General features: G+C 60.0%; 30 protein-coding genes. 12 read left to right on the top strand and 18 right to left on the bottom strand.

The genetic code is table 11. The features are described from left to right. Positions 1-2 precede the first annotated feature (2 nt). From QZ571_RS12105 to QZ571_RS12115, 3 genes are all read left to right on the top strand, one after another. Positions 3-860 (top strand): bifunctional helix-turn-helix domain-containing protein/methylated-DNA--[protein]-cysteine S-methyltransferase, encoded by an 858-nt coding sequence (locus tag QZ571_RS12105; RefSeq protein WP_295535072.1) that lies wholly within the window; start codon positions 3-5, stop codon positions 858-860. A gap of 163 nt (positions 861-1,023) precedes the next feature. After that, on the top strand, positions 1,024-1,704 hold the full coding sequence (locus QZ571_RS12110; protein ID WP_295535075.1) for an OmpA family protein: 681 nt from the start codon (positions 1,024-1,026) through the stop codon (positions 1,702-1,704). A gap of 97 nt (positions 1,705-1,801) precedes the next feature. Continuing rightward, positions 1,802-2,569: an FCD domain-containing protein gene (locus QZ571_RS12115; RefSeq protein WP_295535078.1), complete on the top strand. Its 768-nt coding sequence runs from the start codon at positions 1,802-1,804 to the stop codon at positions 2,567-2,569. A gap of 79 nt (positions 2,570-2,648) precedes the next feature. Here QZ571_RS12115 and QZ571_RS12120 read toward each other — a convergent pair whose 3' ends face one another. The 5 genes from QZ571_RS12120 to QZ571_RS12140 all read right to left on the bottom strand — a co-directional run bounded on the left by QZ571_RS12120 (position 2,649) and on the right by QZ571_RS12140 (position 5,307). After that, positions 2,649-3,203, bottom strand: a complete 555-nt coding sequence (locus tag QZ571_RS12120; RefSeq protein WP_295535080.1) for a F0F1 ATP synthase subunit B — start codon at positions 3,201-3,203, stop codon at positions 2,649-2,651. A gap of 4 nt (positions 3,204-3,207) precedes the next feature. Further along, positions 3,208-3,777 (bottom strand): F0F1 ATP synthase subunit B', encoded by a 570-nt coding sequence (locus QZ571_RS12125; RefSeq protein WP_295535082.1) that lies wholly within the window; start codon positions 3,775-3,777, stop codon positions 3,208-3,210. Between the two features lie 91 nt (positions 3,778-3,868). After that, entirely contained in the window at positions 3,869-4,105 is a 237-nt protein-coding gene (locus QZ571_RS12130; RefSeq protein WP_295535084.1) for a F0F1 ATP synthase subunit C, read from the bottom strand. Positions 4,106-4,169: 64 nt separating this feature from the next. Continuing rightward, positions 4,170-4,955 (bottom strand): F0F1 ATP synthase subunit A, encoded by a 786-nt coding sequence (locus tag QZ571_RS12135; protein WP_295535087.1) that lies wholly within the window; start codon positions 4,953-4,955, stop codon positions 4,170-4,172. After that, entirely contained in the window at positions 4,939-5,307 is a 369-nt protein-coding gene (locus QZ571_RS12140; protein ID WP_295535090.1) for an AtpZ/AtpI family protein, read from the bottom strand. Before QZ571_RS12140 ends, QZ571_RS12135 begins: the two co-directional genes overlap by 17 nt. A gap of 214 nt (positions 5,308-5,521) precedes the next feature. On the opposite strand from QZ571_RS12140, the gene QZ571_RS12145 reads away from it, so the two are divergent. Beyond that, positions 5,522-5,914 carry a metalloregulator ArsR/SmtB family transcription factor gene (locus QZ571_RS12145; protein ID WP_295535092.1) on the top strand — a complete coding sequence of 131 codons (393 nt, stop codon included), beginning with the start codon at positions 5,522-5,524 and terminating at the stop codon, positions 5,912-5,914. Between the two features lie 25 nt (positions 5,915-5,939). On the opposite strand, the gene QZ571_RS12150 is transcribed toward QZ571_RS12145, so the two are convergent. The 11 genes from QZ571_RS12150 to QZ571_RS12200 form a co-directional block, all read right to left on the bottom strand. Continuing rightward, positions 5,940-6,116, bottom strand: a complete 177-nt coding sequence (locus QZ571_RS12150; protein ID WP_295535095.1) for a hypothetical protein — start codon at positions 6,114-6,116, stop codon at positions 5,940-5,942. A gap of 188 nt (positions 6,117-6,304) precedes the next feature. Further along, positions 6,305-7,081 carry a succinate dehydrogenase iron-sulfur subunit gene (locus QZ571_RS12155; RefSeq protein WP_295535097.1) on the bottom strand — a complete coding sequence of 259 codons (777 nt, stop codon included), beginning with the start codon at positions 7,079-7,081 and terminating at the stop codon, positions 6,305-6,307. A gap of 19 nt (positions 7,082-7,100) precedes the next feature. Next, positions 7,101-7,421 (bottom strand): hypothetical protein, encoded by a 321-nt coding sequence (locus tag QZ571_RS12160; RefSeq protein ID WP_295535100.1) that lies wholly within the window; start codon positions 7,419-7,421, stop codon positions 7,101-7,103. A gap of 9 nt (positions 7,422-7,430) precedes the next feature. After that, entirely contained in the window at positions 7,431-7,754 is a 324-nt protein-coding gene (locus QZ571_RS12165) for a succinate dehydrogenase (RefSeq protein ID WP_295535103.1), read from the bottom strand. After that, positions 7,754-9,559: a succinate dehydrogenase flavoprotein subunit gene (gene sdhA / locus QZ571_RS12170; protein ID WP_295535106.1), complete on the bottom strand. Its 1,806-nt coding sequence runs from the start codon at positions 9,557-9,559 to the stop codon at positions 7,754-7,756. Before sdhA ends, QZ571_RS12165 begins: the two co-directional genes overlap by 1 nt. 14 nt (positions 9,560-9,573) lie before the next feature. Continuing rightward, positions 9,574-9,972 (bottom strand): succinate dehydrogenase, hydrophobic membrane anchor protein, encoded by a 399-nt coding sequence (locus QZ571_RS12175; RefSeq protein WP_295535109.1) that lies wholly within the window; start codon positions 9,970-9,972, stop codon positions 9,574-9,576. Between the two features lie 12 nt (positions 9,973-9,984). Further along, complete coding sequence (gene sdhC, locus QZ571_RS12180) at positions 9,985-10,374, bottom strand: succinate dehydrogenase, cytochrome b556 subunit (RefSeq protein WP_295535112.1); 390 nt, start codon at positions 10,372-10,374, stop codon at positions 9,985-9,987. Between the two features lie 242 nt (positions 10,375-10,616). Next, positions 10,617-11,651 carry a MaoC family dehydratase gene (locus QZ571_RS12185; protein ID WP_295535114.1) on the bottom strand — a complete coding sequence of 345 codons (1,035 nt, stop codon included), beginning with the start codon at positions 11,649-11,651 and terminating at the stop codon, positions 10,617-10,619. Beyond that, positions 11,651-11,854, bottom strand: coding sequence for a DUF1737 domain-containing protein (locus QZ571_RS12190; protein WP_038132598.1), 204 nt, complete (start codon positions 11,852-11,854; stop codon positions 11,651-11,653). Before QZ571_RS12190 ends, QZ571_RS12185 begins: the two co-directional genes overlap by 1 nt. A gap of 1 nt (position 11,855) precedes the next feature. Continuing rightward, positions 11,856-12,407, bottom strand: a complete 552-nt coding sequence (locus QZ571_RS12195) for an NnrU family protein (protein WP_295535119.1) — start codon at positions 12,405-12,407, stop codon at positions 11,856-11,858. A gap of 12 nt (positions 12,408-12,419) precedes the next feature. After that, positions 12,420-13,292 carry a CoA ester lyase gene (locus QZ571_RS12200; RefSeq protein ID WP_295535122.1) on the bottom strand — a complete coding sequence of 291 codons (873 nt, stop codon included), beginning with the start codon at positions 13,290-13,292 and terminating at the stop codon, positions 12,420-12,422. Between the two features lie 166 nt (positions 13,293-13,458). Here QZ571_RS12200 and QZ571_RS12205 point away from each other — a divergent pair, with 166 nt between their 5' ends. Continuing rightward, on the top strand, positions 13,459-13,770 hold the full coding sequence (locus QZ571_RS12205; protein ID WP_295535124.1) for a hypothetical protein: 312 nt from the start codon (positions 13,459-13,461) through the stop codon (positions 13,768-13,770). Here the strand turns inward: QZ571_RS12205 and QZ571_RS12210 are convergent. Further along, a complete protein-coding gene (locus QZ571_RS12210) occupies positions 13,767-14,513 on the bottom strand; it encodes a sulfite exporter TauE/SafE family protein (RefSeq protein ID WP_295535127.1) in 747 nt (248 codons plus the stop codon). The two genes, QZ571_RS12205 and QZ571_RS12210, sit on opposite strands and share 4 nt — an antisense overlap. Before the next feature lie 260 nt (positions 14,514-14,773). Between QZ571_RS12210 and mdh the strand changes: the two genes are divergently transcribed. Beyond that, positions 14,774-15,736 (top strand): malate dehydrogenase, encoded by a 963-nt coding sequence (gene mdh / locus QZ571_RS12215; protein WP_295535130.1) that lies wholly within the window; start codon positions 14,774-14,776, stop codon positions 15,734-15,736. A gap of 51 nt (positions 15,737-15,787) precedes the next feature. Here mdh and QZ571_RS12220 read toward each other — a convergent pair whose 3' ends face one another. Continuing rightward, complete coding sequence (locus QZ571_RS12220; RefSeq protein ID WP_295535133.1) at positions 15,788-16,849, bottom strand: glycosyltransferase family 2 protein; 1,062 nt, start codon at positions 16,847-16,849, stop codon at positions 15,788-15,790. Between the two features lie 244 nt (positions 16,850-17,093). On the opposite strand from QZ571_RS12220, the gene sucC reads away from it, so the two are divergent. From sucC to odhB, 6 genes are read left to right on the top strand one after another with little or no spacing between them, the layout of a single operon-like run. Beyond that, positions 17,094-18,287 carry an ADP-forming succinate--CoA ligase subunit beta gene (gene sucC, locus QZ571_RS12225; RefSeq protein WP_295535135.1) on the top strand — a complete coding sequence of 398 codons (1,194 nt, stop codon included), beginning with the start codon at positions 17,094-17,096 and terminating at the stop codon, positions 18,285-18,287. A gap of 4 nt (positions 18,288-18,291) precedes the next feature. Continuing rightward, entirely contained in the window at positions 18,292-19,176 is an 885-nt protein-coding gene (sucD, locus tag QZ571_RS12230; RefSeq protein ID WP_295535139.1) for a succinate--CoA ligase subunit alpha, read from the top strand. 55 nt (positions 19,177-19,231) lie between these two features. Beyond that, positions 19,232-19,651 carry a hypothetical protein gene (locus tag QZ571_RS12235; protein WP_295535142.1) on the top strand — a complete coding sequence of 140 codons (420 nt, stop codon included), beginning with the start codon at positions 19,232-19,234 and terminating at the stop codon, positions 19,649-19,651. A 49-nt stretch (positions 19,652-19,700) separates the two neighbouring features. Then, complete coding sequence (locus QZ571_RS12240; RefSeq protein ID WP_295535145.1) at positions 19,701-20,096, top strand: hypothetical protein; 396 nt, start codon at positions 19,701-19,703, stop codon at positions 20,094-20,096. Between the two features lie 27 nt (positions 20,097-20,123). Then, positions 20,124-23,075: a 2-oxoglutarate dehydrogenase E1 component gene (locus QZ571_RS12245; RefSeq protein ID WP_295535147.1), complete on the top strand. Its 2,952-nt coding sequence runs from the start codon at positions 20,124-20,126 to the stop codon at positions 23,073-23,075. 3 nt (positions 23,076-23,078) lie between these two features. Continuing rightward, positions 23,079-24,593, top strand: a complete 1,515-nt coding sequence (odhB, locus tag QZ571_RS12250) for a 2-oxoglutarate dehydrogenase complex dihydrolipoyllysine-residue succinyltransferase (RefSeq protein WP_295535150.1) — start codon at positions 23,079-23,081, stop codon at positions 24,591-24,593. The last annotated feature ends 85 nt before the right edge of the window (positions 24,594-24,678 follow it).

Consider the following 24,678-nt stretch of genomic DNA (forward strand, 5'->3'; position numbering starts at 1 on the left):
CAATGACCCAAGCCCCCTCCCTGGATGCGCGATACCATTACCGTCTGATCGCGCGCGCCCTGCAAGAAATAGATGCCGCCGAAAGCGCGGGTGAGATGCTTTCTTTGCAGGTTTTGGCTGAACGTCTTGCGATGAGCCCGGCGCATTTTCAGCGCCTCTTTTCGGCTTGGGTCGGGGTCTCGCCCAAACGCTATCAGCAATATCTGCGCCTTGATCTGGCGCGCGACTTGTTGGCGGCGCGTCAGCCGCTTGATGTGGTGGCAGATCGCGCCGGTCTTTCGGGCACCGGGCGGCTACATGATCTCATCTTGCGTTGGGAGGCGATGACGCCCGGGGAATTCGCGCGCGCCGGTGCGGATGTGACGATCCATTGGGGTCGATTTGACAGCGCATTCGGCCCGCTGATCGCGATGGGCACGTCGCAGGGCCTATGCGGCATGGGATTTTGCGCCGAGATGGGCGAGAGCGACGCTTTCGAAGACCTTGCTAAACGCTGGCCAGCGGCGCATTTCGTGCACGATCCCAAGCCGCTCACCGCTTGGGTCACAGCAGCCCTTTCGGGGCGCGGCGAGGCGCGCATGACCCTGATCGGCGCACCGTTTCAGATCAAGGTTTGGGAGGCGCTTTTGGCGATCCCCTCGGGCCATGTCACCACATATTCCGACATTGCAACCGTGATCGGCCACCCCAAAGCCACGCGCGCGGTGGGCACAGCGGTGGGGCGCAATCCGATCTCATATCTCATCCCCTGCCATCGGGCTTTGCGCAAATCCGGGGGCTTGGGCGGCTATCACTGGGGCTTGGGCGTCAAGCGTGCAATGCTAGGTTGGGAGGCCGCGCGCGCCGACGCCGCGCAATAATCCACGGCGTCGAGCCTTGATCGGCAGAGCCTGGCCAGTTTCAGAACTGTGATGGGCGGAAATCTGCCCGCGCGTAAATCGTGATGGAACCTGCTCAAATTTTCTGCATTAGATCAAAGCCAAGCCCTGCTGCATGGGGCGCAAAACAAGGCTGACGAGCATCATGACCATTTACCTCAAGACCAAAACCATTCTTTTGAGCTCCATCGCGGCGATCGCTTTGGCAGCCTGTGTGCCCAGTGGCTACAACGAGACAAGCAATCCCAACCAAGACCCGAACGCCAACCGCAACGCCGGAGCGGTCACTGGTGCGCTGTTGGGCGGTGCATTCGGGGCGACGCGGCGGGGCGATGACAAGCTGGCCAAAGCGGCTGCGGGCGCGGTTGTCGGCGGCTTGATCGGCGGTGCGATCGGCAATCAACTTGACCGCCAGGCGCAAGAACTGCGTCGCGATCTGACCACCAATGGGGTCAGCGTCGTACGCTCGGGCAACCAGTTGATCGTGACGATGCCGCAAGATGTCCTCTTTGCGACAGACAGCGCTTCGGTGCGACCCGATTTGCAGCGCGATCTGTATACCCTCGCGGGCAGTCTGAACCGCTATCCCGATACCACCGTCGAGGTCGTTGGTCATACCGACAACACCGGCGATGCGGCTTATAACATGCGCTTGTCGCGTGAGCGCGCGCGCTCGGTTGCCTCGATCCTTGAATCGGGCGGCGTACCGTATAATCGCGTGATCACGACCGGGCGCGGGGAAAGCGAACCGATCGCCTCGAACCTTACCGCTGAGGGGCGTCAGGCCAACCGTCGGGTCGAATTCATCATCCGCGCGAACAACTGATCGGGCCACTTACGTTCGAAGAGGCCGGGGAAACCCGGCCTTTTTACATTGTCTGAGTCCGGGCGCGGTCATATATCTTGACCAATCGGGAGGAGACATGCCGTTCAAAAAAATCGAATCGGAGAAGCTCGCTAGCGCGGTCGTGCGCCAGATTGAGGATCTCATTTTGCAGGGCATTTTACGCCCCGGAGAGCGCTTGCCCTCAGAACGCGAACTGTCCGAGCGCTTTGGTGTGTCGCGCCCAAGCCTGCGCGAGGCGGTGGCGGAGTTGCAGAAATCCGGCCTTTTATGCACCAAGGCGGGCTCTGGAATCTTTGTCGCAGATGTTCTGGGCTCGGCCTTTTCGCCCGCATTGATCCGGCTGTTTTCGAGCAATGAACAAGCGCTGTTTGACTACATTTCGTTCCGGCGCGACCTTGAGGGACTGGCTGCCGAACGCGCCGCAACCTATGGCTCGGATACCGATTTGAAGGTCGTCGATACGTTGTTTGCGCAGATGGAAGCCGCGCATGCCAAACGCAATCCGGCCGAGGAAGCGCAGATTGATGCGCAGTTTCACATGGCCATCATCGAGGCCAGCCACAATGTGGTCATGATCCACATGATGCGTGCAATGTTCGATCTTCTGGCCGAAGGCGTTTTCTACAATCGCGCGATCATGTTTCGCAATCGCACGACTCGGGTGCGCTTGCTTGATCAGCACCGCGCAATGAACGCAGCCTTGCAAGCGCGCGACCCCGTTGCGGCGCGCGCGGCGGTGGCGGGGCATATGGATTTCGTCGATCACGAGATGTCAGTAATACGCCGCGCCGAGCGCAATGAGGCTACCGCCCTATTACGCCTGTCACATAACGACGAGCGCTAGCGCTCACCGCGCATGAATAGGCATAGAAAAACCCCGGCCACTTGGACCGGGGTTTATTGTTTAGCGCCAAATCGCCAGTTTAGTTGAAGAGGCTTTCGACCTCGCCCAGCGAGGAGTCGATCAGCGCGGCGCGATCCTTGGCGGTGAACTGCTTGGACAGCACATCCCCCGCAGCCGCAACAGCCACGGCCACGGCGCGGTGTTTGACGTCACGCAGCGCTTGGGCTTCGGCAGAAGCGATATGTTCGTCAGCCGCCTTCAGACGACGGGCAATCGACACTTGCAGATCTTCTTTGGCCTTTTCAGCGGCGACTTCAGCGTCGCGCTTGGCAGCCGCCACGATCTTGTCGGCTTGTGTCTGCACTTCGCGCGCCTTGCGCTCGTAGCTGGCCAGCACCGATTGCGCCTCTTCGCGCAGACGGCGAGCCTCTTCGAGGTCCGAGCGGATATTGCCGGACCGCTTGTCCAGCATCTTGCCCAGCGTTCCCGGAACCTTCGCGTAGATCACCAGTCCCACGAAAAGCAGGAAGGCGAGCATCACGATGAAGTTGGTGTTCCAGATCGAAAAGAACGGGCCGGTTGCCGCAAAAGCGGGCTGCGCGGCGATCAGGAAGAGAAGCGAAAGTTTTTTCATCATCTTACCCTTTCATCCGCGCATCGACCGCGCCATTGACAGCGCTCGTGTCAGCCTTGCCGCCCAGTGCCGCAACGATCTCGCCCGCCGTATCCTTGGCGACCGCATCAATTGCAGCCAGTGCGCCATCCCGAATGTCCATGATGCGCTTGGACGACTCTGCAGCCCGCGCAGCAATCTCGGCATCGGCCTTGACGATCGCCGCATCCAGATCCTTCTGGATTTCGGCTTTGGTTTCGCCAGCAATCTTTTGCGCATTTGCGCGCGCTTCAGCCAGTGCCTTTTCATAGGCGGCTTCAGCTTCTTCGGCTTTGCGCTTGAAATCTTCGGCAGCGGCGATGTCGCCTGCGATCGCACCTTGACGATCGCCCAGCACGCCCGCGATGCGGGGCAGCGCAATGCGCGACAGCAACCAGTAGATCACCGCAAGGGCAACCAGAAGCCAGAAAATCTGGTTCGGGAAGCTCCCGAAATCAAGCTGCGGCATACCACCGGCATCGGCAGTATGCATAGGCTCGGCGCCCGGCAGCCCGCTTGCGGCTGCGCTCGCCATGTCGTGCGTTTCGCTTGCCATGTCGTTCCTCGACCCTGCTACACGGTTTCCCTGAAAGGTCACGGGATGGGCCCCGGATGAGCCCACCCGCCTCAAGGAAAAGAGTGCCGGATCAGACGGCGAACATCAGCAGCAGAGCGACGAGGAACGAGAAGATCCCCAGTGCTTCTGCGAATGCGATGCCGATGAACAGCGTCGCGGTTTGGCCAGCGGCGGCCGAGGGGTTGCGCAGAGCGCCCGACAGGAAGTTGCCTGCCACGTTGCCCACACCGATGGCCGAGCCGCCCATGCCCATGCATGCCAGACCCGCGCCGATGTAAGCACCCATTTGAACGATATCGCCTTGCATGATTGTCACTCCTTGAGGTTGCAATTGGCTAATTGATAGTGAAGCGTTGTGATCCCAAATCCGGTCAGTGTGCCGGGTGAAGCGCGTCTTTGAGATAGACGCAGGTCAGGATCGTAAAGACATAGGCCTGGATAAAGGCCACGAGCACTTCGAGCCCGTACATCGCGGCAATCGCGATGATCGACAGCGGGGTCACCGCGATGCCGACACCCGAGAACAGGATCAGCGGCGCGAAGGCAGCGAACACTTTCATCACGGCGTGTCCCGCCATCATGTTGCCCGCAAGACGAATGGAATGGCTCACGGGGCGCACGAAGTAGGAAATCACCTCGATCAGCGCGAGGATCGGACGCAGCGCCAGCGGTGCCGAGGACACCCAGAACAGCCCCAGGAAGCCCGCGCCGTTCTTGACAAACCCAACCACGGTGACCGTCACGAAAACCAGCAGCGCCAGCACGCCGGTCACGGCGATATGCGAAGTGGTGGTGAAGGCGCGCGGCAGAAGGCCAAGGAAGTTCGAGAACACGATGAACATGAACAGCGTGAAGATATAGGGGAAGAACTTGAGCCCGTCCTTACCAGCGACATCTTCGACCATCTTGTGGATGAAACCGTAGGCCAGCTCTGCAATCGACTGCGCACGGCTCGGGATCACGGCGCGACCACGCGTGCCGATCACCATCATGAAGAAGATCGCCGCAACGCAGATTGCAAGCCAAAGCGTCACGTTGGTGGGCGTGTACCAATGCACGGGACCATCGCCAAAGAGCGGCTTGACGATGAACTGATCCATCGGGTGAAACACCAACTCATTACGGACATCCTGCGGCACATCAGTCACGTCTGTCATCCTCTTCATCAGCAACCGATAGCGTCTCAGCCTGCTCGGCAGCACGGTCTTCGTTCATCTCTTTGGCCGAGCGCAACATTACCTTCACGCCCGCCGCGAAGCCCAGCATCGTAAACAGCACCATGAATATGGGCATCGTGCCAAACAGCGCATCCAGCCCCAATCCGATGCCGAAGCCGATACCCAGCCCCGAAACCATTTCGATCACCATACGCCACGCCATATTGGCCTGACTGAGGTGATGATCGACTCTTTGCGGGGGCGGCTCCTGTGACTTCCGCACCGCGGCAAGCTTTTTCTCAAGCGCGGCAAGGCGCTTGGGATCGGGCTCGCCTGGGGGGAGATCGGACATGGAATGACCCCGCTAAACTTGCAAGTTTGATAGACGCCACCCGCGCCTGAGTCAATCGCGTTAAGTCTTCGCTTACGAACATGTAACGTATTGTATTTAAATCATTTTTAGAAATCGGCGAAATTTCACCCCGACCCATCTTCACGAAAATGCGAGCATCAGCATATTCAACCGATCGGTTGACGTTTTCACCAAGGCGCGCCATCACACCTGCATGATGTCCCCGCCCCGCCCCTCACTCGACGCGATTTTCGCCGCCCTGTCAGACCCGACGCGGCGGGCTATTTTGACGATGCTGCTCGAAGACGACATGGCGGTGACCGATGTCGCCGAGCCCTTTGCGATGTCGCTGGCGGCGATCTCAAAACATCTGGGCATTCTGGCAGAGGCCGGACTGATATCGCAGGAAAAGCGCGGGCGCGTGAAATGGTGCAAGCTCGAACCGCTGTCCATGCAAGAGGCGATCACTTGGATTCAAGGATTTGGCCAGTTCGAACCATTGGATTTTGACGCGTTCGAGCGGTTCTTGGAAACCGAATTGAGCCCGGATAGCAGCGCACAAAAAGAGACCCCGGACGCGATGCCGGGGTCAGGTTCGCCACGATAGAAAACGCGGGCGATCTGCGGGCCGCTCACGCGGCGCTGTAATACTCATACATCAGGTCCAGTGCCTCGAGGCCTGTTGCAACGCGTGCTACGGGTGCGGCTTTGGTGGGCTGATTGCGGGTTTCGGGCGTATAATAAGCCAAGTTTTCTTCGACTTCCGTCGCCACTTGCTTGCCCTTAGGGAAGTTTACGATGCTCGCCATGGGAACTCTCTCTTTTGATTTCGAGTTCCTCCCTGCGCAGTAATTTAGGCGGGTTTTCGGCTCTGCACAGTGCCCAATGCTGCAACCGCGCTATGCATTTGCTGCAACGCAGCAAAAAGGGCAGCTTTCGCCGCCCCTTAGCCAGTCTTTGGGACCGGCAGATGCCACCCCCCAATATCGGGTCGCGATCAAACCGTGCGGCTAACCATCATCTTTTTGATCTCGGCAATCGATTTCGCCGGGTTCAGGCCCTTCGGGCAGGTCTTGGTGCAGTTCATGATGGTGTGGCAGCGATACAGTTTGAAGGGGTCTTCAAGCTGATCAAGGCGCTCGGCGGTGGCTTCATCGCGCGAGTCGATGATCCAGCGGTAGGCATGCAGCAGCGCTGCCGGGCCAAGATACTTGTCGCCATTCCACCAGTAGCTCGGGCACGAGGTCGAGCAGGACGCGCACATCACGCATTCATACAGACCATCCAGCTTCTTGCGATCTTCGATCGACTGACGCCATTCCTTTTCGGGACGGTTGGTCTTGGTTTCCAGCCACGGCATGATCGAGGCATGCTGCGCATAGAACATCGTCAGATCGGGGATCAGATCCTTGACCACTGGCATATGCGGCAGCGGGTAGATTTTGACATCGCCCTTCACCTCATCCAGCCCGTAAATACAGGCCAGCGTGTTGATGCCGCCGATATTCATCGCACAGGACCCGCAAATCCCCTCGCGGCAAGACCGACGGAAGGTCAGCGTCGGATCGATCTCGTTCTTGATCTTGATCAGCGCGTCCAGAACCATCGGACCGCATTTGTCCATGTCTAGGAAATAGGTATCCAGACGCGGGTTTTCCCCGGTATCGGGGTCCCAGCGATAAATCTGGAATTTGCGGATAGTCTTGCCATCCGGCTTCGGCCAAGTCTTTCCGACGCGGATTTTAGAATTCTTCGGAAGCGTGAACTGAACCATTTCGGTCCCCCTTTTTCCGTCAATACGAATAGAGCGGCCGCGTGGGCATACGGCCGGATTTGCGATAGACACAGGCGTCATAGGCGGCCGAGGCATCGCCCTGAACCGTCGCGCCAAGATTGAGCTGAAGTTTCATCTTCGTGTAGGCACCGTCAGTGGTAGCCCCCATGCGCCCCTCGCCGCTGATCGGCGCCGAAGAAGCATATTGCGTATAGCACTGGCGTTCTGCGGTCTCGACGGTGACAGGGGCGCAGGCCGAAACAGCCAGCGGCAAGGCCAGCACAGCCATCGCGCGCCCCAAAGGCGCCGCCGATCCGTTCTGCTGACCTGTCCACCCCATGCGCATCCCCTAGTTCAGCCCGAGCTTGTTTTTGGCGATGCAGGTCACGGTATCGGGGCGTTTGGCGACATCCATCACGGTGGACACCGTGCTGTCGTCAATCCCCGTCACCGTAGCCTTGGCGATCGTGAAGACCTCGTTCATCGAGGCATTGTCGATGATGCAATCGGTCACCGGGGCGGCATTCAGCCCCGGCATTTTGCTTTCGACAACCGTGTTGACCACCGTCTTGGCCTGCCCGCGTGCAACCTCTTCAGCAGATTGCTGAAGCGGCGCGCTCATCTGGCAGGCGCAAAGCCCGGTAAGGGCCACGAGGAACGCAAGCGAGCGCATCAATAGACCCGCTTCTTGGGCGCGATCTTTTTGAGATTGATGCCGCCCTGATCTTCGGGCGTCAGCGGGTCCATATGGACGGGGCGGAAGGTCAGATCGACCTTGTTGCCATCCACATGCATGATCGAGTGCTTGCGCCAAGTCTTATCGTCGCGATCGGGATAGTCCTCATGGGCATGTGCTCCGCGGGATTCCTTGCGCGCCTCGGCCCCGACGATGGTCGCCAGAGCGTTGGGCATCAGGTTTTCCAGCTCGAGCGTTTCCATCAGGTCCGAGTTCCAGACCAGCGAGCGGTCGGTGACCTTGATATCGTCAAGCTTGGCTGCCACGGCCGTCATCTTCTCGACGCCTTCGGCCAGCGTCTTGTCAGTGCGGAAGACGGCGGCATCCGATTGCATGGTCCGTTGCATCTCAAGGCGCAACTCGGCGGTGGGGGTGCCACCATCGGCGTAGCGGATCTTGTCGAACCGCTCGAACACGGCGTCGATCTTGGCTTTCGGGATCGCACGGTTCTCGGTCTCGGGGTCAATGATCTGACCGGCGCGGATAGCGGCGGCACGACCAAACACCACAAGGTCGATCAGCGAGTTCGAGCCCAGACGGTTCGCCCCATGCACCGAGGCAGAGCCTGCCTCACCCACGGCCATCAGGCCGGGAACGATCGCATCCGGGTTATCAGCGGCGGGATTGATCACCTCGCCATGATAGTTCGTCGGGATACCGCCCATGTTGTAGTGCACGGTCGGCAGCACCGGGATCGGTTCTTTGGTGACGTCAACGCCTGCGAAAATCTTGGCGCTTTCCGAGATACCGGGCAGGCGCTCGTGCAGCGCTTCGGGCGGCAGGTGGCTGAGGTTGAGGAAGATGTGATCTTTGTGCTCACCCACACCGCGGCCTTCGCGGATTTCCATCGTCATGCAACGCGACACGACATCGCGCGAGGCTAGGTCTTTGTAGGTCGGCGCGTAGCGCTCCATGAAACGCTCGCCTTCGGAGTTGGTCAGATAGCCCCCCTCGCCGCGCGCGCCTTCGGTGATCAGGCAGCCAGACCCGTAGATGCCGGTGGGGTGGAACTGCACGAATTCCATATCCTGCAGCGCAAGACCCGCCCGCGCCACCATGCCACCGCCATCGCCGGTGCAAGTATGCGCCGAAGTGGCCGAGAAGAACGCGCGCCCGTAGCCACCCGTGGCCAGAACGACCATCTTGGCGTTGAAAACATGCATCGTGCCATCGTCGAGCTTCCAGCAAACGACGCCCTGACATTGCCCGTCATCGGACATGATCAGGTCGATCGCAAAATACTCGATGTAGAATTCGGCATTGTGCTTGAGCGATTGACCATAAAGCGTGTGCAAAATCGCGTGGCCGGTGCGGTCAGCCGCCGCACAGGTGCGCTGCACGGGCGGGCCTTCGCCGTATTCGGTGGTGTGGCCGCCGAAGGGACGCTGGTAAATCTTGCCCTCTTCGGTGCGCGAGAACGGCACGCCGTAATGCTCCAGCTCGTAAACCGCTTTGGGGGCTTCCCGCGCGAGATATTCCATCGCGTCGTTATCGCCCAGCCAGTCAGAGCCCTTGATCGTGTCATACATATGCCACTGCCAGCTATCGGGGCCCATATTGCCCAGAGAGGCGGCGATGCCCCCCTGCGCGGCCACGGTATGCGAGCGCGTCGGGAACACTTTGGTCACGCAGGCTGTGCGCAGGCCTTGTTCGGCCATGCCGAGGGTCGCACGCAGGCCAGAGCCACCAGCGCCCACCACAACGACATCGTAATTATGCGTTTCGTATTCGTAAGCTGCCATTGTCTCGTCCTGACTTATCCGTTCGCGCCCAGCAGAAGGCCGATAAAGACCATCTTGCCGAGGGCATAGAGTGCTGTCGCCATGATGACATAGGCCAGCGAATGCATTGCGATCTTGAGCGCCTTGCCCGTGGTGCCGCGCGCGTAATCTTCGATCCAGATTTCGGTGCCCTTAGCGAAGTGGCGCATGCCGACGATCACGACCAGCGCGGTCAGAATTGCCGGGAAGGGCTGCGAGAAGGTGGCGATCACCGCTTGCTGGGGCAACCCAAGGGTCGTGCCCACGATATACAGCCAGGTCGGGATCATAAAGGCCAGCGCCACGGCAGAGGCCGACATCCACCAGTGATGCTCAGTCCCGGTGCCCGAAGCGCCTTTGCCAACGGCGCGTTTGCGATCAGTGAGGTAACGCATCTCGAGCCTCCGTTACAGATGAATGATGATAAGGGTCAGCGCGGTCAGCACGACCGAACCGATGATGCAGATCCAGCCAAGAAGTTCGGCTGTTTTGATATCCATCATCTTGGCACTGTCCCAGATGAGGTGCCGGATGCCCGCAAGGTAGTGATACCACACCCCCAGCAGCGACAACGTAAACACCAGATCGCCAAACCATGAGGTCGCAATCGCGTTCACAAAGTTAAAATAGCCCGGGCTCGTCGCAGCGGCGAGCAGCCACCAGACAAGCAGCAGCACCCCGACGATAATCCCGTTGCCCGTGATCCGCGTCAGGATCGAGGACATCGAGGTCATTTGCGGGCGATAGATTTGGAGGTGGGGGGAAAGCGGGCGTTCAACCGGTTTCGCTTCAGCCATGTTCGGTCCCTTCGTGCTATGCCAATGAGCCGCGTGCGAGGGCACAAATGCGGCGAGGCTGGCCGGAATTGACTTTGGTGTAGCGTAATTTTCGCCGGAGTCACGAGGGCAGAGACAGGAATCCGACGGAAATTCGTCAAACAAGGGCGAAAAATCCGCTTTGTGATCACAAATTTTCAGAGCGTGATCACATGTTACCGCTCGAAGTCCTGCGCGCGGTCTCAGTCAGCACAAAGTGCGGATCAAACCGGCATCAAGGCCCAATAGTCGAGATCAAGCAGCACTTCGGGGGCGTATTTCCCGTCTTCACCCTTATAGGTGAACTCTGTCGCGCCCTGCTTGGTGGCCACCAAGCGCAGCCGGATCGCACCGACGCCGGGCGCAACTGTCTCGACCTTATCGAGCACCTCGGACCATGCCTTGACGGTATCGCCCGCAAAACACGGGTTGGCATGGGCGCCGCCGTTCAGCGCCACGATCATCTGCGCATTGGCCAGCCCGTTGAAGGACAGCGCGCGCGCCATGCTGATGATATGCCCGCCATAGATCAGCCGTTTGCCATCCTCGCGGAAAGTCGCATCGAAATGCACCTTGGCGGTGTTCTGCCACAGTCGCGTGGCGATCATATGCTCGGCTTCTTCGATCGTGACGCCATCCACATGGTCGATCTTTTCGCCGATCTCGTAATCGCCCAGCCGATGCGGCTCGCCTGCCAGCTCGAAATCGTAATCGTCGAAACTCAACCCCTCGGGGATCACCAGATCAGCCGGGTCCACAACGCTCGCAAGATCGGGGACCACCGTTTCGGGCGCAGGCGCGTCAAAGTCGCGTTTGCGCACCATCACCCAGCGCACATATTCCAGAACGATCTCATTCACCTGATTGAAGCCGCGCGTGCGCACATAGACCACGCCTGATTTTCCATTCGAGTTCTGCTTGACGCCGATCACCTGCGATTCCGAGCGCAGCGTATCGCCGGGATAGACCGGTTTGAGCCAGCGCCCCTGCGCATAGCCCAAATTCGCCACGGCATTGAGCGAAACATCCGGCACCGTTTTGCCAAACACGACGTGAAAGGCGATCAGATCATCCAGCGGCGACCCTTCCAACCCGCAATTGGCCGCAAACTCGTCACTGGAATACAGCGCATGGCGCGTCGGATAGAGCGCATGATAAAGTGCGCGCTCGCCCTCTGCCACGGTGCGCGGCACGGCATGACGGATCACATCACCGACCGCGTAGTCCTCAAAGAAGCGACCCGGATTGGTTTTGCCCATCATTGCTCTCCCAGCTTCATGTCGGGGTGATAGTCCCCGTCGATTTCCTTGGTCACCGCCTGCGCGCACCGCATCACGCCGCGCGCGCCGTCAAAGGCATATTGCGGATCGCCATAAATCTCCCAGCCCTTCGACAGCGCCAGCGAGATCTTGTGACAAAAGGCAGACGTGTCGTCTTCGGTGAGCAGGCGGTAGATTTTCATGTCAGGCCCCGAACGGGTTGTAGCCAAACCAGATATGGATCGCAGCGATCAGCCCATAAAGCACCAGCGTGCCCACGATCCCACCGATTTCCTTGCCGGTATTGACCTGCGGATGGGGTATGGCCGGTTTGCTCTGCTTGTTGATCAAGATCACCTCGATCACCGCCCAAGCCAGCAGCCCGCCAAACAGGATAATGCCCGGCAGCGTCGGATTGACGAGCAGGTGGGCCAGCGCCCAGGTCTTCACGCCGGTCAGTTGCGGATGGCGGATCTTGCCGCTCAGCCACAGTTTCATGCCTGAAACCGCGAACAGATACACCGCGAACAGCATCAGCAGGTTGTTGATGCCCTTCAGCGCGGCATTGGGCGTCCAGAGGTAAAAGACCGGATCGCTCATCCGCCAGCCAAGGAACATCAGCACAAGGCTCAGCAGCACCAGCGCGGTCACCATCGGGCGCTCGGCCCCTTTCATCGCGCGCCGGAACCCCGGAAAAAGCCGTTTCGCGAGATGTGCAAGCGACCACATGAGGACGCCGAGAATAAGTAATGCCATTGCGTAAGTCCCTTAGCTGCCAAGCGCGGCAATCGCCTGCGCTTTCGCCAAGACCTGCCGCGCGGTCACGATATGCAGATTTTCTACGATCTTACCATCCACAACCGCCACCCCCTGCCCTGCGGCCTTGGCCGCCTCAAAGGCGGTGATCTGGCGCTCGGCAAGGTCAATCTCGGCCTCGGACGGTGCGAAGGCGGCGTTGCAAACCTCAAGCTGCGCGGGATGGATCAGCGTTTTGCCATCAAAGCCCATGTCGCGGCCCTGATCGCATTCAAACTTGAGCCCCTCGTCATCCTTGAACGCATTATAAACGCCATCGACGATGATCTTACCATGCGCCTTGGCGGCCAGCAGACACAGGCCCAGCCCGGCTTGCATCGGCAAACGGTCAGCGCGGAAACGACTACCCAGTTCCTTGGCCAGATCGTTGGTGCCCATCACCATGCCCTCAAGACGCGGATAGGCGGCGATTGCGCCCGCATTAAGCATGCCCAGCGCCGTTTCCATCATCGCCCAAAGCGGCACGCCTTGGATGAGATCGGCCACGGCATCCAGATCCGCAGGGGTCGAGACCTTGGGGATCAGGATCGCATCAACCTTGGCGCCCGCGCGGATCGCATCGGCAAAAGCCAGCACATCTTCGCGCCCCCATTCGGTATCCAGCCCGTTCACGCGCACGATTTTCAGCCGCGCGCCGTAATCGGCCTCGCTCAGGGTTTTCGCCAAAAGCGCACGCGCATTGGCTTTCTCATCAATCGCCACCGCGTCTTCGAGATCAAAGATGATCGCATCGCAGGCCAGCCCGGTCGCCTTTTCCAGCGCACGCTCTTTCGAGCCGGGAATGTAAAGGACGGAACGCGTCGGGTGAGCCATTTGATTCTCCATGTCGTAATTTTCTTTCGCCAGATCGCACATTTCGGACAGAATCGGCAAGGGTAGATTTGCCGCATCGCAGAAATGCGCTGCGTCGCGTCATCGTGGCGCGCTCGGTTAACCGTATTTTCGGACCTTCGCAGCAGGCTGGTGCTATTGTGTTCCGAGAGGGTTCGCCATGCTGCACAAGATGATCGCCTTGTCCTTTGGCTTTGTCGCGCTGATTCTGCTTAGCGGACGCAGCTTTGCCCAAGAGGCCACCTGCGCCCCACGCGATGATCTTATCGCACAGCTGCAATCGCGCTATCTGGAAACCCGGCGCGCCGTTGCGCTGGCGGCGAACAATTCGGTGGTTGAGGTGTTCGCCGCAGAGTCGGGCAGTTGGACGATTCTTGTGACCCAAGCCTCGGGGATGAGCTGTCTGATCGCCTCGGGCGAGGCGTTTGAGGCGGTGCGTGATCGCCTCCCGACGGCGGGCGCGCCGCTTTAAGTGAAGAGAGATTGCTGAACCAGCTTCAGGGAAATCAGCAAAAGCGCCCAGATCACGATCTTGTAAAAAATTACGGTTGGCATCCGCTTCACCAGCCACACCCCCAGAAACACCGAGGCCGAGGCCGGAACCGCCAAGATCAGCGCCGTGCCAAGACTGTGCCAATTCACCTCGCCCAGCGCGATATAGGGCCCAAGCTTGGCAAGATTCACATAGGAAAACAGCACCGTCGCCGTGCCGGCAAAAACCTGTTTTGGCAGGTTCAGCGGGATCGTATAAGTTTGAAATGGCGGCGCGCCGGAATGGCTGACAAAGCTGGTGAACCCCGCGATTGTGCCCCAAAACAGACCCGGCGCGACCTTGGCCTCTTGCCGCGCGCCCATCTTGTGGCGCAACAACGCGTTCAGCGAGAACGCCACGCCAATCCCCCCCACCATCAACGTCACCCAGCGCTCGGGCACAATTTCGGCAGTGGCCCAACCAATGCCGATGCCGATGGTTGTGGCGGGAATCATGATCAGCAAAACGCGCTTGTCGAATTCCTTGCGATAGGCCCAAAGCCCGAACATATCCGCGATGATATAGACTGGTAGCAGCAGCCCCGCCGCCTCGACCGGGTTCATCACCACCGCCAGCACCGGCACCGAGATCGAGGCCGCCATCGGGATGCCGCCCTTGGACAGGCCAACCATCACCGCCGCCAACAGCGCAATCGCCCAACCCGAAGTCGTCAGTTCCAACATTGCGCCCAAACCTTGTTAGAATCGCCGCCCCTGTGCGCGCCCACAGTGCATGCCACGCAGTTAACCGTTTGGAAACCGTGCGCTTCGCAGAGGCAATGTGCATACGTCCGCCAAACCGCAAGCCCACGCTATTTTTGCATACAATCGCATACATCCCTGCCCCGGAGGCGATGCCGCGCCGCAGAACCCTTGCCCTCGGGCTGGCAAAGCGCTAGGTGAACGGCGTCATATTTTCCCAATCCATCCACTCGGAGGACCAAATGGCCAGACCTAAAATCGCGCTTATCGGCGCAGGCCAGATCGGCGGCACGCTCGCCCATCTCGCAGCCATCAAGGAACTCGGTGACGTCGTTCTGTTCGACATCGCCGAAGGCACACCGCAGGGCAAAGCGCTCGACATCGCGGAATCCGGTCCTGCTGAGGGCTTTGACGCCTCGCTCAAGGGCACGACCGATTACGCTGATATCGCGGGCGCAGATGTGTGCATCGTGACTGCTGGCGTGCCGCGCAAGCCGGGCATGAGCCGTGATGACCTGCTGGGCATCAACCTCAAGGTGATGAAATCGGTCGGCGAAGGCATTGGGGCACATGCGCCCAACGCATTTGTGATCTGCATCACCAACCCGCTGGACGCGATGGTCTGGGCGCTGCAGCAATTCTCGGGCCTGCCGAAAGAGAAAGTCGTCGGCATGGCTGGCGTGCTCGATTCGGCGCGGTTCCGCCATTTCCTGAGCCTCGAATTCGGCGTCTCGATGCGCGATGTCACCGCATTCGTTCTTGGCGGTCACGGCGATACGATGGTGCCGCTGGCACGCTACTCGACCGTCGGTGGCGTCCCGCTGCCCGACCTGATCGAGATGGGTTGGACCACGCAAGAAAAGCTCGACGCGATCATCCAGCGCACCCGTGACGGTGGCGCCGAGATTGTTGGCCTGCTGAAAACCGGCTCGGCCTTCTACGCGCCCGCCACTTCGGCAATCGAGATGGCAGAAGCCTATCTCAAAGATCAAAAGCGCGTTCTGCCCTGCGCCGCCTATGTCAAAGGCGCGCTCGGCCTTGACGGCATGTATGTCGGCGTGCCGACCGTGATCGGCGCCGCTGGCATCGAGAAGATCATCGATATCAAGCTCAACAAAGACGAGCAGGCGATGTTTGACAAATCGGTGGGCGCCGTCAAAGGCCTGGTCGAGGCTTGCAAAGCGATCGACGGTTCGCTGGTCTGATCGACACCTGACTGTTTTGACATTAGGGCGCGCCGGATGGTGCGCCCTTTTTCATGCGCTCATCAAGGGCGCCGGATCAAAGCCGAGCGTGTCATGCAACCGCGCAATCAGATCTGCCTCATGCGCGATCAACGCGCGATCAAACGCGGCGGGGCTAAGATCGACCTTGCTTCCAAACAGCGCGTCAACCTCGGCGGCGATCGGCACATCGGGGCGCGTCAGCAACCCATGTTCTTCAAGTTCCACAGCCTCATAATCACGCAGGCCCTGCACCTGCCACCACAGATCGCGAAGCCCCTCGGGGTCGTCGGCGAAATCCGATGCGGCGGCAAACTGCGCCGTGCGCGGGGCGACATAGGGCACCGGTTGCCCCTGCACCTTCGTGGTGGCACGTCGCAGCATCTTGAGAATGTAATGCAGCGGCGTCAGCCCGTCGAAATGCAGCAGGCGGGCGTTATAGCTGGGGCGATAGGGCAGATCGTTGACCTTGCTATCCCAATGCGACAGCGGGAAATGCACGCCAATTGCATAACCATGCCCCGAGCGCACAATCGGCTTGCCCGCGATATGCCCGCCCACACCCCGGTTTAAAAATCGCTTGCGCGTGCCATAAAACAGCAGGCCCTCTTTTTCGAACCCGTCCCATTTGCGCCGAAATGCGCCCTCGAAAATTGTCGCCCCCGGTCCCTCGTCAAGATAGCAGCGCTCATCGACCTCAAAGCGAATCCAGGCCTTTTGCGGGCCGGTCTTTTCCAGCTCCCACTCCAAGGGGCGCTCAACGCGGACATATTCATCGGCATCGCAATGCACGAGCCAATCCAGCTTGGTCTCATTGAGAATACGGGTCGCGTTGTATTTCTGGCGACCCTGGTGGCGCGCGGGGCGTTTCTTGCGCCATCCCTGTTGCCAATCATCCTCGCCACTCTGATGCACATGCGCGCCCGCGACATCGGCCAAAAGCGCCTCGGCCTCGGGATTGGGGCGGTCTAGAAAGACATGCACTTCGCGCGCGCCCGCTGCCAGGTGATGGGCCACGAACGCCGCGACAAGTGGCGCAGGTTCGTCCACGGTGGAAACCACGCCCCAACTGGGCATTTGCGGGTCTTGCGTCATACGGCCGTCATACTCCGTTCGATAGATACGCGCGCAGGTGACTCGATTTTGACGAGTCGCGCCAGTGCAAGCAGGTCACAGCCGACAAATTTGCTTTTGTGATCACACCCTGATGGCGCGTGATCACAAAAGCAAGATTTTCGCACGACTCTGAGCAAAGACAACCGATTTAGGTTTTTTAAACGGCACAAACGCCCTAGAAGCCCTGCCAATCGCACCAGCAACCAGCATGGGGTATCTGAGGATGAACATCCACGAGTATCAGGCCAAACAGCTTCTCAAGAGCTATGGCGCACCGGTCTCTGACGGCCGCGTTGTGCTTCGGGCCGAAGACGCCAAAACCGCCGCCGGAGAGCTTGACGGCCCGCTTTGGGTCGTAAAAGCACAAATCCACGCCGGCGGACGTGGCAAAGGCCATTTCAAAGAGCCCGAAGCGGGCGAAAAAGGCGGCGTGCGCCTTGCGAAATCGGTCGAAGAGGCCGAAACGCTGGCCAAGCAGATGCTTGGCAAAACACTGGTGACGCACCAGACTGGCCCGGCGGGCAAGCAGGTCAACCGTATCTATATCGAAGACGGTTCGGACATCACGCGCGAGCTGTATCTTGCACTTCTCGTGGATCGCGTGTCCTCGCGCGTTTCGATCGTGTCCTCGACCGAAGGCGGCATGGACATCGAAGAAGTCGCAGCCTCCACCCCGGAAAAAATCCTGAGCTTCTCGATTGATCCCGCCACGGGCTATCAAGCGTTCCACGGCCGTCGCGTCGCGTTCTCGCTGGGTCTGCAAGGTGTGCAGGTCAAGCAGATGGTCGCGCTGTTGGGCAATCTCTACAAAGCCTTCATCGAGAAAGACATGGAGCAGCTTGAGATCAACCCGCTGATCGTGATGACCGACGGCAATCTCAAAGTTCTCGACGCGAAAGTCGGCTTTGACGGCAACGCGATGTATCGCCAGCCCGACATCGCCAATCTGCGCGACGAAAGCGAAGAAGATTCCAAAGAGCTTGAAGCGTCGAAATACGACCTGAACTACATCGCGCTTGACGGTGAGATCGGCTGCATGGTGAACGGCGCAGGTCTGGCGATGGCCACGATGGACATCATCAAACTTTACGGCGCAGAACCGGCCAACTTCCTGGATGTCGGCGGTGGCGCGACCAAGGAAAAAGTGACCGAAGCGTTCAAAATCATCACCTCGGACAAGAACGTCAAAGGCATTCTCGTCAACATCTTCGGCGGCATCATGCGCTGCGACATCATCGCCGAGGGCGTAATTGCCGCGGTGAAAGAGGTCGGTCTGCAAGTGCCGCTCGTTGTGCGCCTTGAAGGCACCAACGTGGAACTCGGCAAAGACATCATCAAGAACTCCGGTTTGAACGTGATCGCGGCCGACAACCTGTCGGACGGTGCCGAGAAAATCGTCAAAGCGGTGAAAGGTTAATCCCATGGCAGTCCTCGTTAACGAAAACACCAAAGTCATCTGCCAGGGCTTCACCGGCTCGCAGGGCACGTTCCACTCGGAACAGGCGATTGCCTATGGCACGAAAATGGTTGGCGGCGTGACGCCGGGCAAAGGTGGTCAAGACCATCTTGGCCTGCCGGTCTTCAACTCGGTCCACGAAGCGAAAGCCAAGACCGAAGCCAACGCGACCGTCATCTACGTCCCGCCGCCCTTCGCAGCGGATTCCATCCTTGAGGCGATCGACGCCGAGATGGAGCTGATCGTGTGCATCACCGAGGGTATCCCGGTGCTCGACATGATGAAGGTCAAGCGCGCGCTGATCGATTCCAAATCGCGCCTGATCGGCCCGAACTGCCCCGGTGTCATCACGCCCGACGCCTGCAAGATCGGCATCATGCCCGGCCACATCCACAAGCGTGGCTCGGTCGGTGTTGTCTCGCGCTCGGGCACGCTGACCTATGAAGCTGTGAAACAGACCACCGATATGGGTCTGGGCCAGTCCACCGCAGTGGGCATCGGCGGCGACCCGATCAAAGGGACCGAGCATATCGACGTGCTCAACATGTTCCTCGATGATCCGGAAACCACCTCGATGATCATGATCGGTGAAATCGGCGGTTCGGCCGAAGAAGAAGCCGCCGAATTCCTCGCCGAGCAGCGCAAAAAAGGCCGCTGGAAACCCACCGCGGGCTTCATCGCGGGCCGTACGGCTCCTCCCGGCCGTCGCATGGGCCATGCCGGTGCGATCGTCGCGGGCGGCAAAGGCGATGCCGAATCCAAGATCGAAGCGATGAAATCGGCCGGTATCGTGGTTGCTGACAGCCCCGCGACGCTGGGCGAAGCGGTCATGAAGGCGATCAAAGGCTAAGGCCAATCGCGCCGCGCCTTTCGGGGCGCGGCGCGGCGAAACGGAGGGCGACCCGATGCTGCTGCACACCGCCATGCGCGCGCGCCACCCCTTTGCGGGGCTGGTGTTTTGCGCGCTGCTTGCGGGATGTGTGACGCAGAGCGACCCCTCAGTCGGGCCGGGCGGCGATCTGGCACCGGCGCGCGCAAGCTCCTCCAATCTCCCGCTGGGTCCGGCTGTCCCGGTCGATGACCGCTCGCATGCGATGTTTCAGGCGCTGACCGGGATCAATGGCGACGCGGTCGCAAGCGTTCAAATTGGCACACCACTAAGTTACGTCTGGTTCGATGGGGCCGCCGCAAACCCGCAACGGGTCGCTGAGGCACCGGTTCGGATGTGCACCGCGCGTGGAAGCCTCGTGAAAAGCACCTATATCACACAGCCTAAGGACAATACGCCCGGGGTTAAGGTTTTGGTTATAGAGTGTCTGACATGAGGTTGCTTTCAAAGCCAAGGGTCGCTTCCACCACCACAGGAGCCATCGCATGACGAAACCGTTTTTCCTGCCCGTCACCGTCATTTCCGGCGCCTCTTTAGCAGCAGAATGCACCGCACCGGGTCATCGCGACCGCGCCTTTGACGCTTATGCTGCGCCTGCGGCCGTCTCGCCTGAAGGCTATGTCAGCCCCTATGCGATCCAGTCGGGCAAAGATGTCGTGCGCCCCTCAACTGCTGCAACCGATACCAACCTGATCAATGCCCCCGCACGGCTGCGCGTGGCCGCGACAAACCCCGCAACGGGACAAAGCGCGATGATCACAAGCCGACCTTTGACGCTGGGCGAGCGCGAGCGCATCAGCGCAGATAAATGCCGCTCTGTCGGCAAGATACTCGTTTCAACACGGCATGTCGGCACTTCGACTATCGCTGACTGCCGCTGATCCATCTTACCCTCCGAGGTTACAAAAATGACCGAACAATCCCCCAATGATCAGTTCAACGCCTCACAATTTCTGCAAGGCGCCAACGCGGAATATGTCGAGCAGCTTTATGCGCGCTTCGCCGAAGACCCGTCTTCGGTGGACACGGCTTGGGCTGCGTTTTTTGCCTCGCTGGGTGATCCCGAGCAAGACGTCAAGAAATCGGCCGCCGGTGCAAGCTGGGAACGCAGCGATTGGCCGCCGGTCTCGTCAGACGATCTGACGGCGGCACTCACGGGCGAATGGCCCGCGACCGAGGGCAAGGCCGTTGCCGAGAAGATCAAGAAAAAAGCCGCTGATGCCGGCGTTGCCATTGATGAGGGCGCGATCAAACGCGCCGTGCTGGATTCGATCCGCGCGCTGATGATCATCCGCGCGTTCCGGATCCGGGGGCACCTTGCCGCTGATCTTGACCCGCTGGGGATGCGCGAAGAATTGCCCCATCCCGAACTGGACCCGAAAAGCTACGGCTTTACCGATGCCGATATGGATCGCCCGATCTTCATCGACAACGTTCTGGGGCTGGAAGTCGCCTCGATGCGTCAGATCATGGATCTGGTGAAACGCACCTATTGCGGCACCTTCGCGCTGCAATACATGCATATTTCCGACCCCGTGCAATCGTCCTGGCTCAAAGAGCGGATCGAGGGTTACGGCAAGGAAATCACCTTTACCAAGACCGGACGCCGCGCGATCCTCAACAAGCTGGTTGAGGCCGAAGGGTTCGAGAAATTCCTGCACGTCAAATACATGGGCACCAAGCGTTTCGGCCTTGATGGCGGCGAGGCGCTGATCCCCGCGATGGAGCAGATCATCAAACGCGGCGGACAGTTGGGCCTGCAAGAGGTCGTGATCGGCATGCCCCACCGGGGCCGTCTGTCGGTGCTGGCCAATGTGCTGAGCAAACCGTTCCGCGCGATCTTCCACGAATTCCAAGGCGGCTCGTTCAAGCCCGAAGACGTGGATGGCTCGGGCGATGTGAAATATCACCTCGGCGCTTCGGCGGATCGCGAGTTTGACGGCAACAAGGTTCACCTGTCGCTGACCGCCAACCCCAGCCACCTTGAGGCCGTGAACCCGGTCGCCTTGGGCAAAGTGCGCGCCAAGCAGGACCAGCTGAACGATCAGGCCGACCGCACCAAGGTGATGTCGATCTTGCTGCATGGCGATGCGGCCTTTGCCGGTCAGGGTGTGGTTGCGGAATGTTTCCAGCTTTCGGGCATTCGCGGTCACCGCACGGGCGGCACGATCCACCTTGTCGTGAACAACCAGATCGGCTTTACCACCGCGCCGCACTTCTCGCGCACCTCGCCCTATCCGACCGATCTGGCCCTGATGGTCGAGGCCCCGATCTTCCACGTCAACGGCGATGACCCCGAGGCCGTGGTGCACGCCGCACGCGTCGCCATCGAGTTCCGCCAGAAATTCCACAAAGACGTGGTGATCGACATCTTCTGCTACCGCCGCTTTGGTCACAACGAAGGCGACGAGCCGATGTTCACCAACCCGGTGATGTACAAGGCGATCAAGACTCACAAGACCACCTTGCAGCTTTATACCGAACGTCTGATCGCAGACGGGCTGATGCCCGAAGGCGAGATCGAGGATATGAAAGCCGCGTTCCAAGCCCATCTCAACGAAGAGTTCGAGGCCGGGAAGGTGTTCAAACCGAACAAGGCCGACTGGCTCGACGGTCGCTGGTCCGGATTTGAGCAGGAAAAAAGCGAGTATGAACCGGGCTCAACCGCGATTTCTCCCGATACATTCGCTGACGTCGGCAAAGCATTGGTCACGCCGCCCGACGGGTTTGCGCTGCACAAGACCGTTGCGCGCCTGCTGGAAAACAAAAAGCAGATGTTTGAAACGGGCACCGGCTTTGACTGGGCCACTGCCGAGGCCTTGGCGTTCGGCTCGCTCGTCACCGAAGGGGTGCCGGTGCGCCTGTCAGGGCAGGATGCCACGCGCGGCACCTTCTCGCAGCGCCATTCGGCCTTTGTCAGCCAGACCGACGAGGACCGCTATTACCCGCTGAACCACATCCGCGAGGGCCAAGCCCGGTTCGAGGTCATCGACTCGATGCTTTCGGAATACGCGGTGCTGGGTTTCGAATATGGCTACTCGCTGGCTGAACCCAGCACGCTGACCCTGTGGGAGGCGCAATTCGGTGACTTCGCCAATGGCGCGCAGATCATGTTCGACCAGTTCATCAACTCGGGCGAGCGCAAATGGCTGCGCATGTCGGGGCTCGTCTGCCTCCTGCCGCACGGCTTTGAGGGTCAAGGCCCCGAGCACAGCTCGGCCCGTCTTGAGCGTTACCTGCAGAACTCGGCGGAAGATAACTGGATCGTAGCGAACTGCTCGACCCCGGCGAACTACTTCCACATTCTGCGCCGCCAAATCCATCGCGACTTCCGCAAGCCGCTGATCCTGATGACGCCGAAATCGTTGCTGCGTCACCCGAAATGCGTCTCCAAGGCCGATGAATTCACCACCGGCTCCACGTTCCACCGCGTATTGTGGGATGATGCGGAAATGGGCAATTCGGATCTCAAGCTGAAATCCGACGACAAGATCAAGCGCGTCGTGATCTCCTCGGGCAAGGTCTATTATGACCTACTCGCTCAGCGTGACGAACGCGGCCTTGATGATGTCTACCTGTTGCGTCTCGAACAGTTCTACCCGTTCCCCGCGCAGGCGATGACCAAGGAACTCACCCGGTTCAAGAATGCCCAGATCGTCTGGTGTCAGGAAGAGCCGAAAAACCAAGGCGCGTGGAGCTTTGTCGAGCCCTATATCGAATGGGTTCTCGCCAAGATCGACGCCAAACATGCCCGTGCGCGCTATGCCGGTCGCGGTGCCTCGGCCTCGCCCGCAACGGGTCTGGCGAGCCGCCACAAAGCCGAGCAGGAAGCGCTCGTCAACGATGCATTGGAGGGTTGATTGATGTCCACTGAAGTCCGCGTCCCGACGCTTGGAGAAAGCGTCACAGAGGCCACCGTCGCCACCTGGTTCAAGAAGCCGGGCGATCCGGTCGCCGCCGATGAGATGCTGTGCGAATTGGAAACCGACAAGGTGACCGTCGAGGTGCCTGCACCCGCCGCAGGCACTTTGGGCGAGATCGTCGCCGCCGAGGGTGAAACCGTTGGTGTCGACGCCTTGCTGGCAACAATCGAAGCCGCCGGGGCTGGCACCGCCGCTCCGAAACAACAAGATAAACCGGCGGAGAAGCCCGCTGCAGCCCAATCGAATGAGGGAAAAATGGTCGACGTAATGGTGCCCAGCCTTGGTGAATCTGTCACTGAGGCCACAGTTTCGACGTGGTTCAAAAAGGTTGGCGATGTGGTCGCGGCCGATGAGATGCTCTGCGAGCTGGAAACCGATAAGGTCTCCGTCGAAGTGCCCGCCCCTGCGGCTGGTGTGTTGCAGGCAATCGTCGCCGAAGAAGGCGCGACCGTGGATGCCTCCGCCAAACTGGCCGTGATCGCCGAGGGCGCAAGCGCCGGTGCAGCACCTGCCGCTCCCGCCGCGAAATCCGACGCCCCCGCCACGGGTGGCAAGGATGTCGAAGACGCCCCTTCGGCCAAAAAACTGATGGCTGAAAAGAACATCGACCCGTCCTCGGTTCAGGGCTCGGGCAAAGATGGCCGGATCATGAAGGAAGACGTGACCAAGGCCGCATCGGCCCCCAAAGCGGCCTCTGTTTCGGTCGCCCCTGCCCCCGCCGCCACCCCGCGCGGCCCGATCAACGCCGATGACGGCGCACGCGAAGAACGGGTGAAAATGACCCGCCTGCGCGCCACCATCGCCAAGCGCCTGAAAGACAGCCAGAACACCGCCGCGATGCTGACCACCTATAACGAGGTGGACATGTCGGGCGTCATGGACCTGCGCAACGAGTACAAGGACCTGTTCCTGAAAAAGCACGGCGTGAAACTGGGCTTCATGTCCTTCTTCGTCAAAGCCTGCTGCCATGCGCTGAAAGAAGTCCCCGAGGTCAATGCCGAGATCGACGGCAACGAAGTGGTCTACAAGAACTACGTCCATATGGGCGTGGCGGTCGGCACGCCGTCGGGTCTCGTGGTGCCGGTGGTGCGCGATGCCGATCAGATGGGCTTTGCCTCGATCGAGAAGACCATCGCTGAAATGGGCACCCGTGCGCGTGACGGCAAACTCTCGATGGCCGACATGCAGGGCGGCTCGTTCACCATCTCGAACGGTGGCGTCTACGGCTCGCTGATGTCCTCGCCGATCCTCAACCCGCCGCAATCGGGTATCCTCGGCATGCACAAGATCCAGGACCGCCCGATGGTCGTGAACGGTGAAATCGTGATCCGCCCGATGATGTATCTCGCACTCAGCTACGATCACCGCATCGTCGACGGCAAAGGCGCCGTGACCTTCCTCGTGCGCGTCAAAGAAGCGCTCGAAGACCCGCGCCGGTTGCTGATGGATTTGTGATCCCTCTGGAAGGCGCCCTCTGCCCTTCCTCTTGATCGAAATATCCCCGGGGGGTCCGGGGGGCAGGCAGCCCCCCGGTCCGCCC

The organism is uncultured Thioclava sp., from assembly GCF_913064665.1.
GTDB classification, from domain to species: domain Bacteria; phylum Pseudomonadota; class Alphaproteobacteria; order Rhodobacterales; family Rhodobacteraceae; genus Thioclava; species Thioclava arctica.

Excerpts from the sequence above, each read along its gene's own strand:
- QZ571_RS12135 (WP_295535087.1), bottom strand. The coding sequence starts at position 4,955 with ATGACAGACGTGACTGATGTGCCGCAGGATGTCCGTAATGAGTTGGTG.
- odhB (WP_295535150.1), top strand. The coding sequence starts at position 23,079 with ATGTCCACTGAAGTCCGCGTCCCGACGCTTGGAGAAAGCGTCACAGAG.
- QZ571_RS12210 (WP_295535127.1), bottom strand. The coding sequence starts at position 14,513 with ATGTTGGAACTGACGACTTCGGGTTGGGCGATTGCGCTGTTGGCGGCG.
- QZ571_RS12150 (WP_295535095.1), bottom strand. The coding sequence starts at position 6,116 with ATGGCGAGCATCGTAAACTTCCCTAAGGGCAAGCAAGTGGCGACGGAA.
- QZ571_RS12245 (WP_295535147.1), top strand. The coding sequence starts at position 20,124 with ATGACCGAACAATCCCCCAATGATCAGTTCAACGCCTCACAATTTCTG.
- QZ571_RS12185 (WP_295535114.1), bottom strand. The coding sequence starts at position 11,651 with ATGGGCAAAACCAATCCGGGTCGCTTCTTTGAGGACTACGCGGTCGGT.
- QZ571_RS12205 (WP_295535124.1), top strand. The coding sequence starts at position 13,459 with ATGCTGCACAAGATGATCGCCTTGTCCTTTGGCTTTGTCGCGCTGATT.
- QZ571_RS12140 (WP_295535090.1), bottom strand. The coding sequence starts at position 5,307 with ATGTCCGATCTCCCCCCAGGCGAGCCCGATCCCAAGCGCCTTGCCGCG.
- QZ571_RS12130 (WP_295535084.1), bottom strand. The coding sequence starts at position 4,105 with ATGCAAGGCGATATCGTTCAAATGGGTGCTTACATCGGCGCGGGTCTG.
- QZ571_RS12175 (WP_295535109.1), bottom strand. The coding sequence starts at position 9,972 with ATGCGTTACCTCACTGATCGCAAACGCGCCGTTGGCAAAGGCGCTTCG.
- QZ571_RS12220 (WP_295535133.1), bottom strand. The coding sequence starts at position 16,849 with ATGACGCAAGACCCGCAAATGCCCAGTTGGGGCGTGGTTTCCACCGTG.
- QZ571_RS12115 (WP_295535078.1), top strand. The coding sequence starts at position 1,802 with ATGCCGTTCAAAAAAATCGAATCGGAGAAGCTCGCTAGCGCGGTCGTG.
- QZ571_RS12195 (WP_295535119.1), bottom strand. The coding sequence starts at position 12,407 with ATGGCATTACTTATTCTCGGCGTCCTCATGTGGTCGCTTGCACATCTC.
- QZ571_RS12120 (WP_295535080.1), bottom strand. The coding sequence starts at position 3,203 with ATGAAAAAACTTTCGCTTCTCTTCCTGATCGCCGCGCAGCCCGCTTTT.
- QZ571_RS12155 (WP_295535097.1), bottom strand. The coding sequence starts at position 7,081 with ATGGTTCAGTTCACGCTTCCGAAGAATTCTAAAATCCGCGTCGGAAAG.
- QZ571_RS12110 (WP_295535075.1), top strand. The coding sequence starts at position 1,024 with ATGACCATTTACCTCAAGACCAAAACCATTCTTTTGAGCTCCATCGCG.
- QZ571_RS12200 (WP_295535122.1), bottom strand. The coding sequence starts at position 13,292 with ATGGAGAATCAAATGGCTCACCCGACGCGTTCCGTCCTTTACATTCCC.
- mdh (WP_295535130.1), top strand. The coding sequence starts at position 14,774 with ATGGCCAGACCTAAAATCGCGCTTATCGGCGCAGGCCAGATCGGCGGC.
- QZ571_RS12145 (WP_295535092.1), top strand. The coding sequence starts at position 5,522 with ATGATGTCCCCGCCCCGCCCCTCACTCGACGCGATTTTCGCCGCCCTG.
- QZ571_RS12105 (WP_295535072.1), top strand. The coding sequence starts at position 3 with ATGACCCAAGCCCCCTCCCTGGATGCGCGATACCATTACCGTCTGATC.
- QZ571_RS12125 (WP_295535082.1), bottom strand. The coding sequence starts at position 3,777 with ATGGCAAGCGAAACGCACGACATGGCGAGCGCAGCCGCAAGCGGGCTG.
- QZ571_RS12235 (WP_295535142.1), top strand. The coding sequence starts at position 19,232 with ATGCTGCTGCACACCGCCATGCGCGCGCGCCACCCCTTTGCGGGGCTG.
- QZ571_RS12190 (WP_038132598.1), bottom strand. The coding sequence starts at position 11,854 with ATGAAAATCTACCGCCTGCTCACCGAAGACGACACGTCTGCCTTTTGT.
- sdhC (WP_295535112.1), bottom strand. The coding sequence starts at position 10,374 with ATGGCTGAAGCGAAACCGGTTGAACGCCCGCTTTCCCCCCACCTCCAA.
- sdhA (WP_295535106.1), bottom strand. The coding sequence starts at position 9,559 with ATGGCAGCTTACGAATACGAAACGCATAATTACGATGTCGTTGTGGTG.
- sucD (WP_295535139.1), top strand. The coding sequence starts at position 18,292 with ATGGCAGTCCTCGTTAACGAAAACACCAAAGTCATCTGCCAGGGCTTC.
- QZ571_RS12240 (WP_295535145.1), top strand. The coding sequence starts at position 19,701 with ATGACGAAACCGTTTTTCCTGCCCGTCACCGTCATTTCCGGCGCCTCT.
- QZ571_RS12160 (WP_295535100.1), bottom strand. The coding sequence starts at position 7,421 with ATGGGGTGGACAGGTCAGCAGAACGGATCGGCGGCGCCTTTGGGGCGC.
- sucC (WP_295535135.1), top strand. The coding sequence starts at position 17,094 with ATGAACATCCACGAGTATCAGGCCAAACAGCTTCTCAAGAGCTATGGC.
- QZ571_RS12165 (WP_295535103.1), bottom strand. The coding sequence starts at position 7,754 with ATGCGCTCGCTTGCGTTCCTCGTGGCCCTTACCGGGCTTTGCGCCTGC.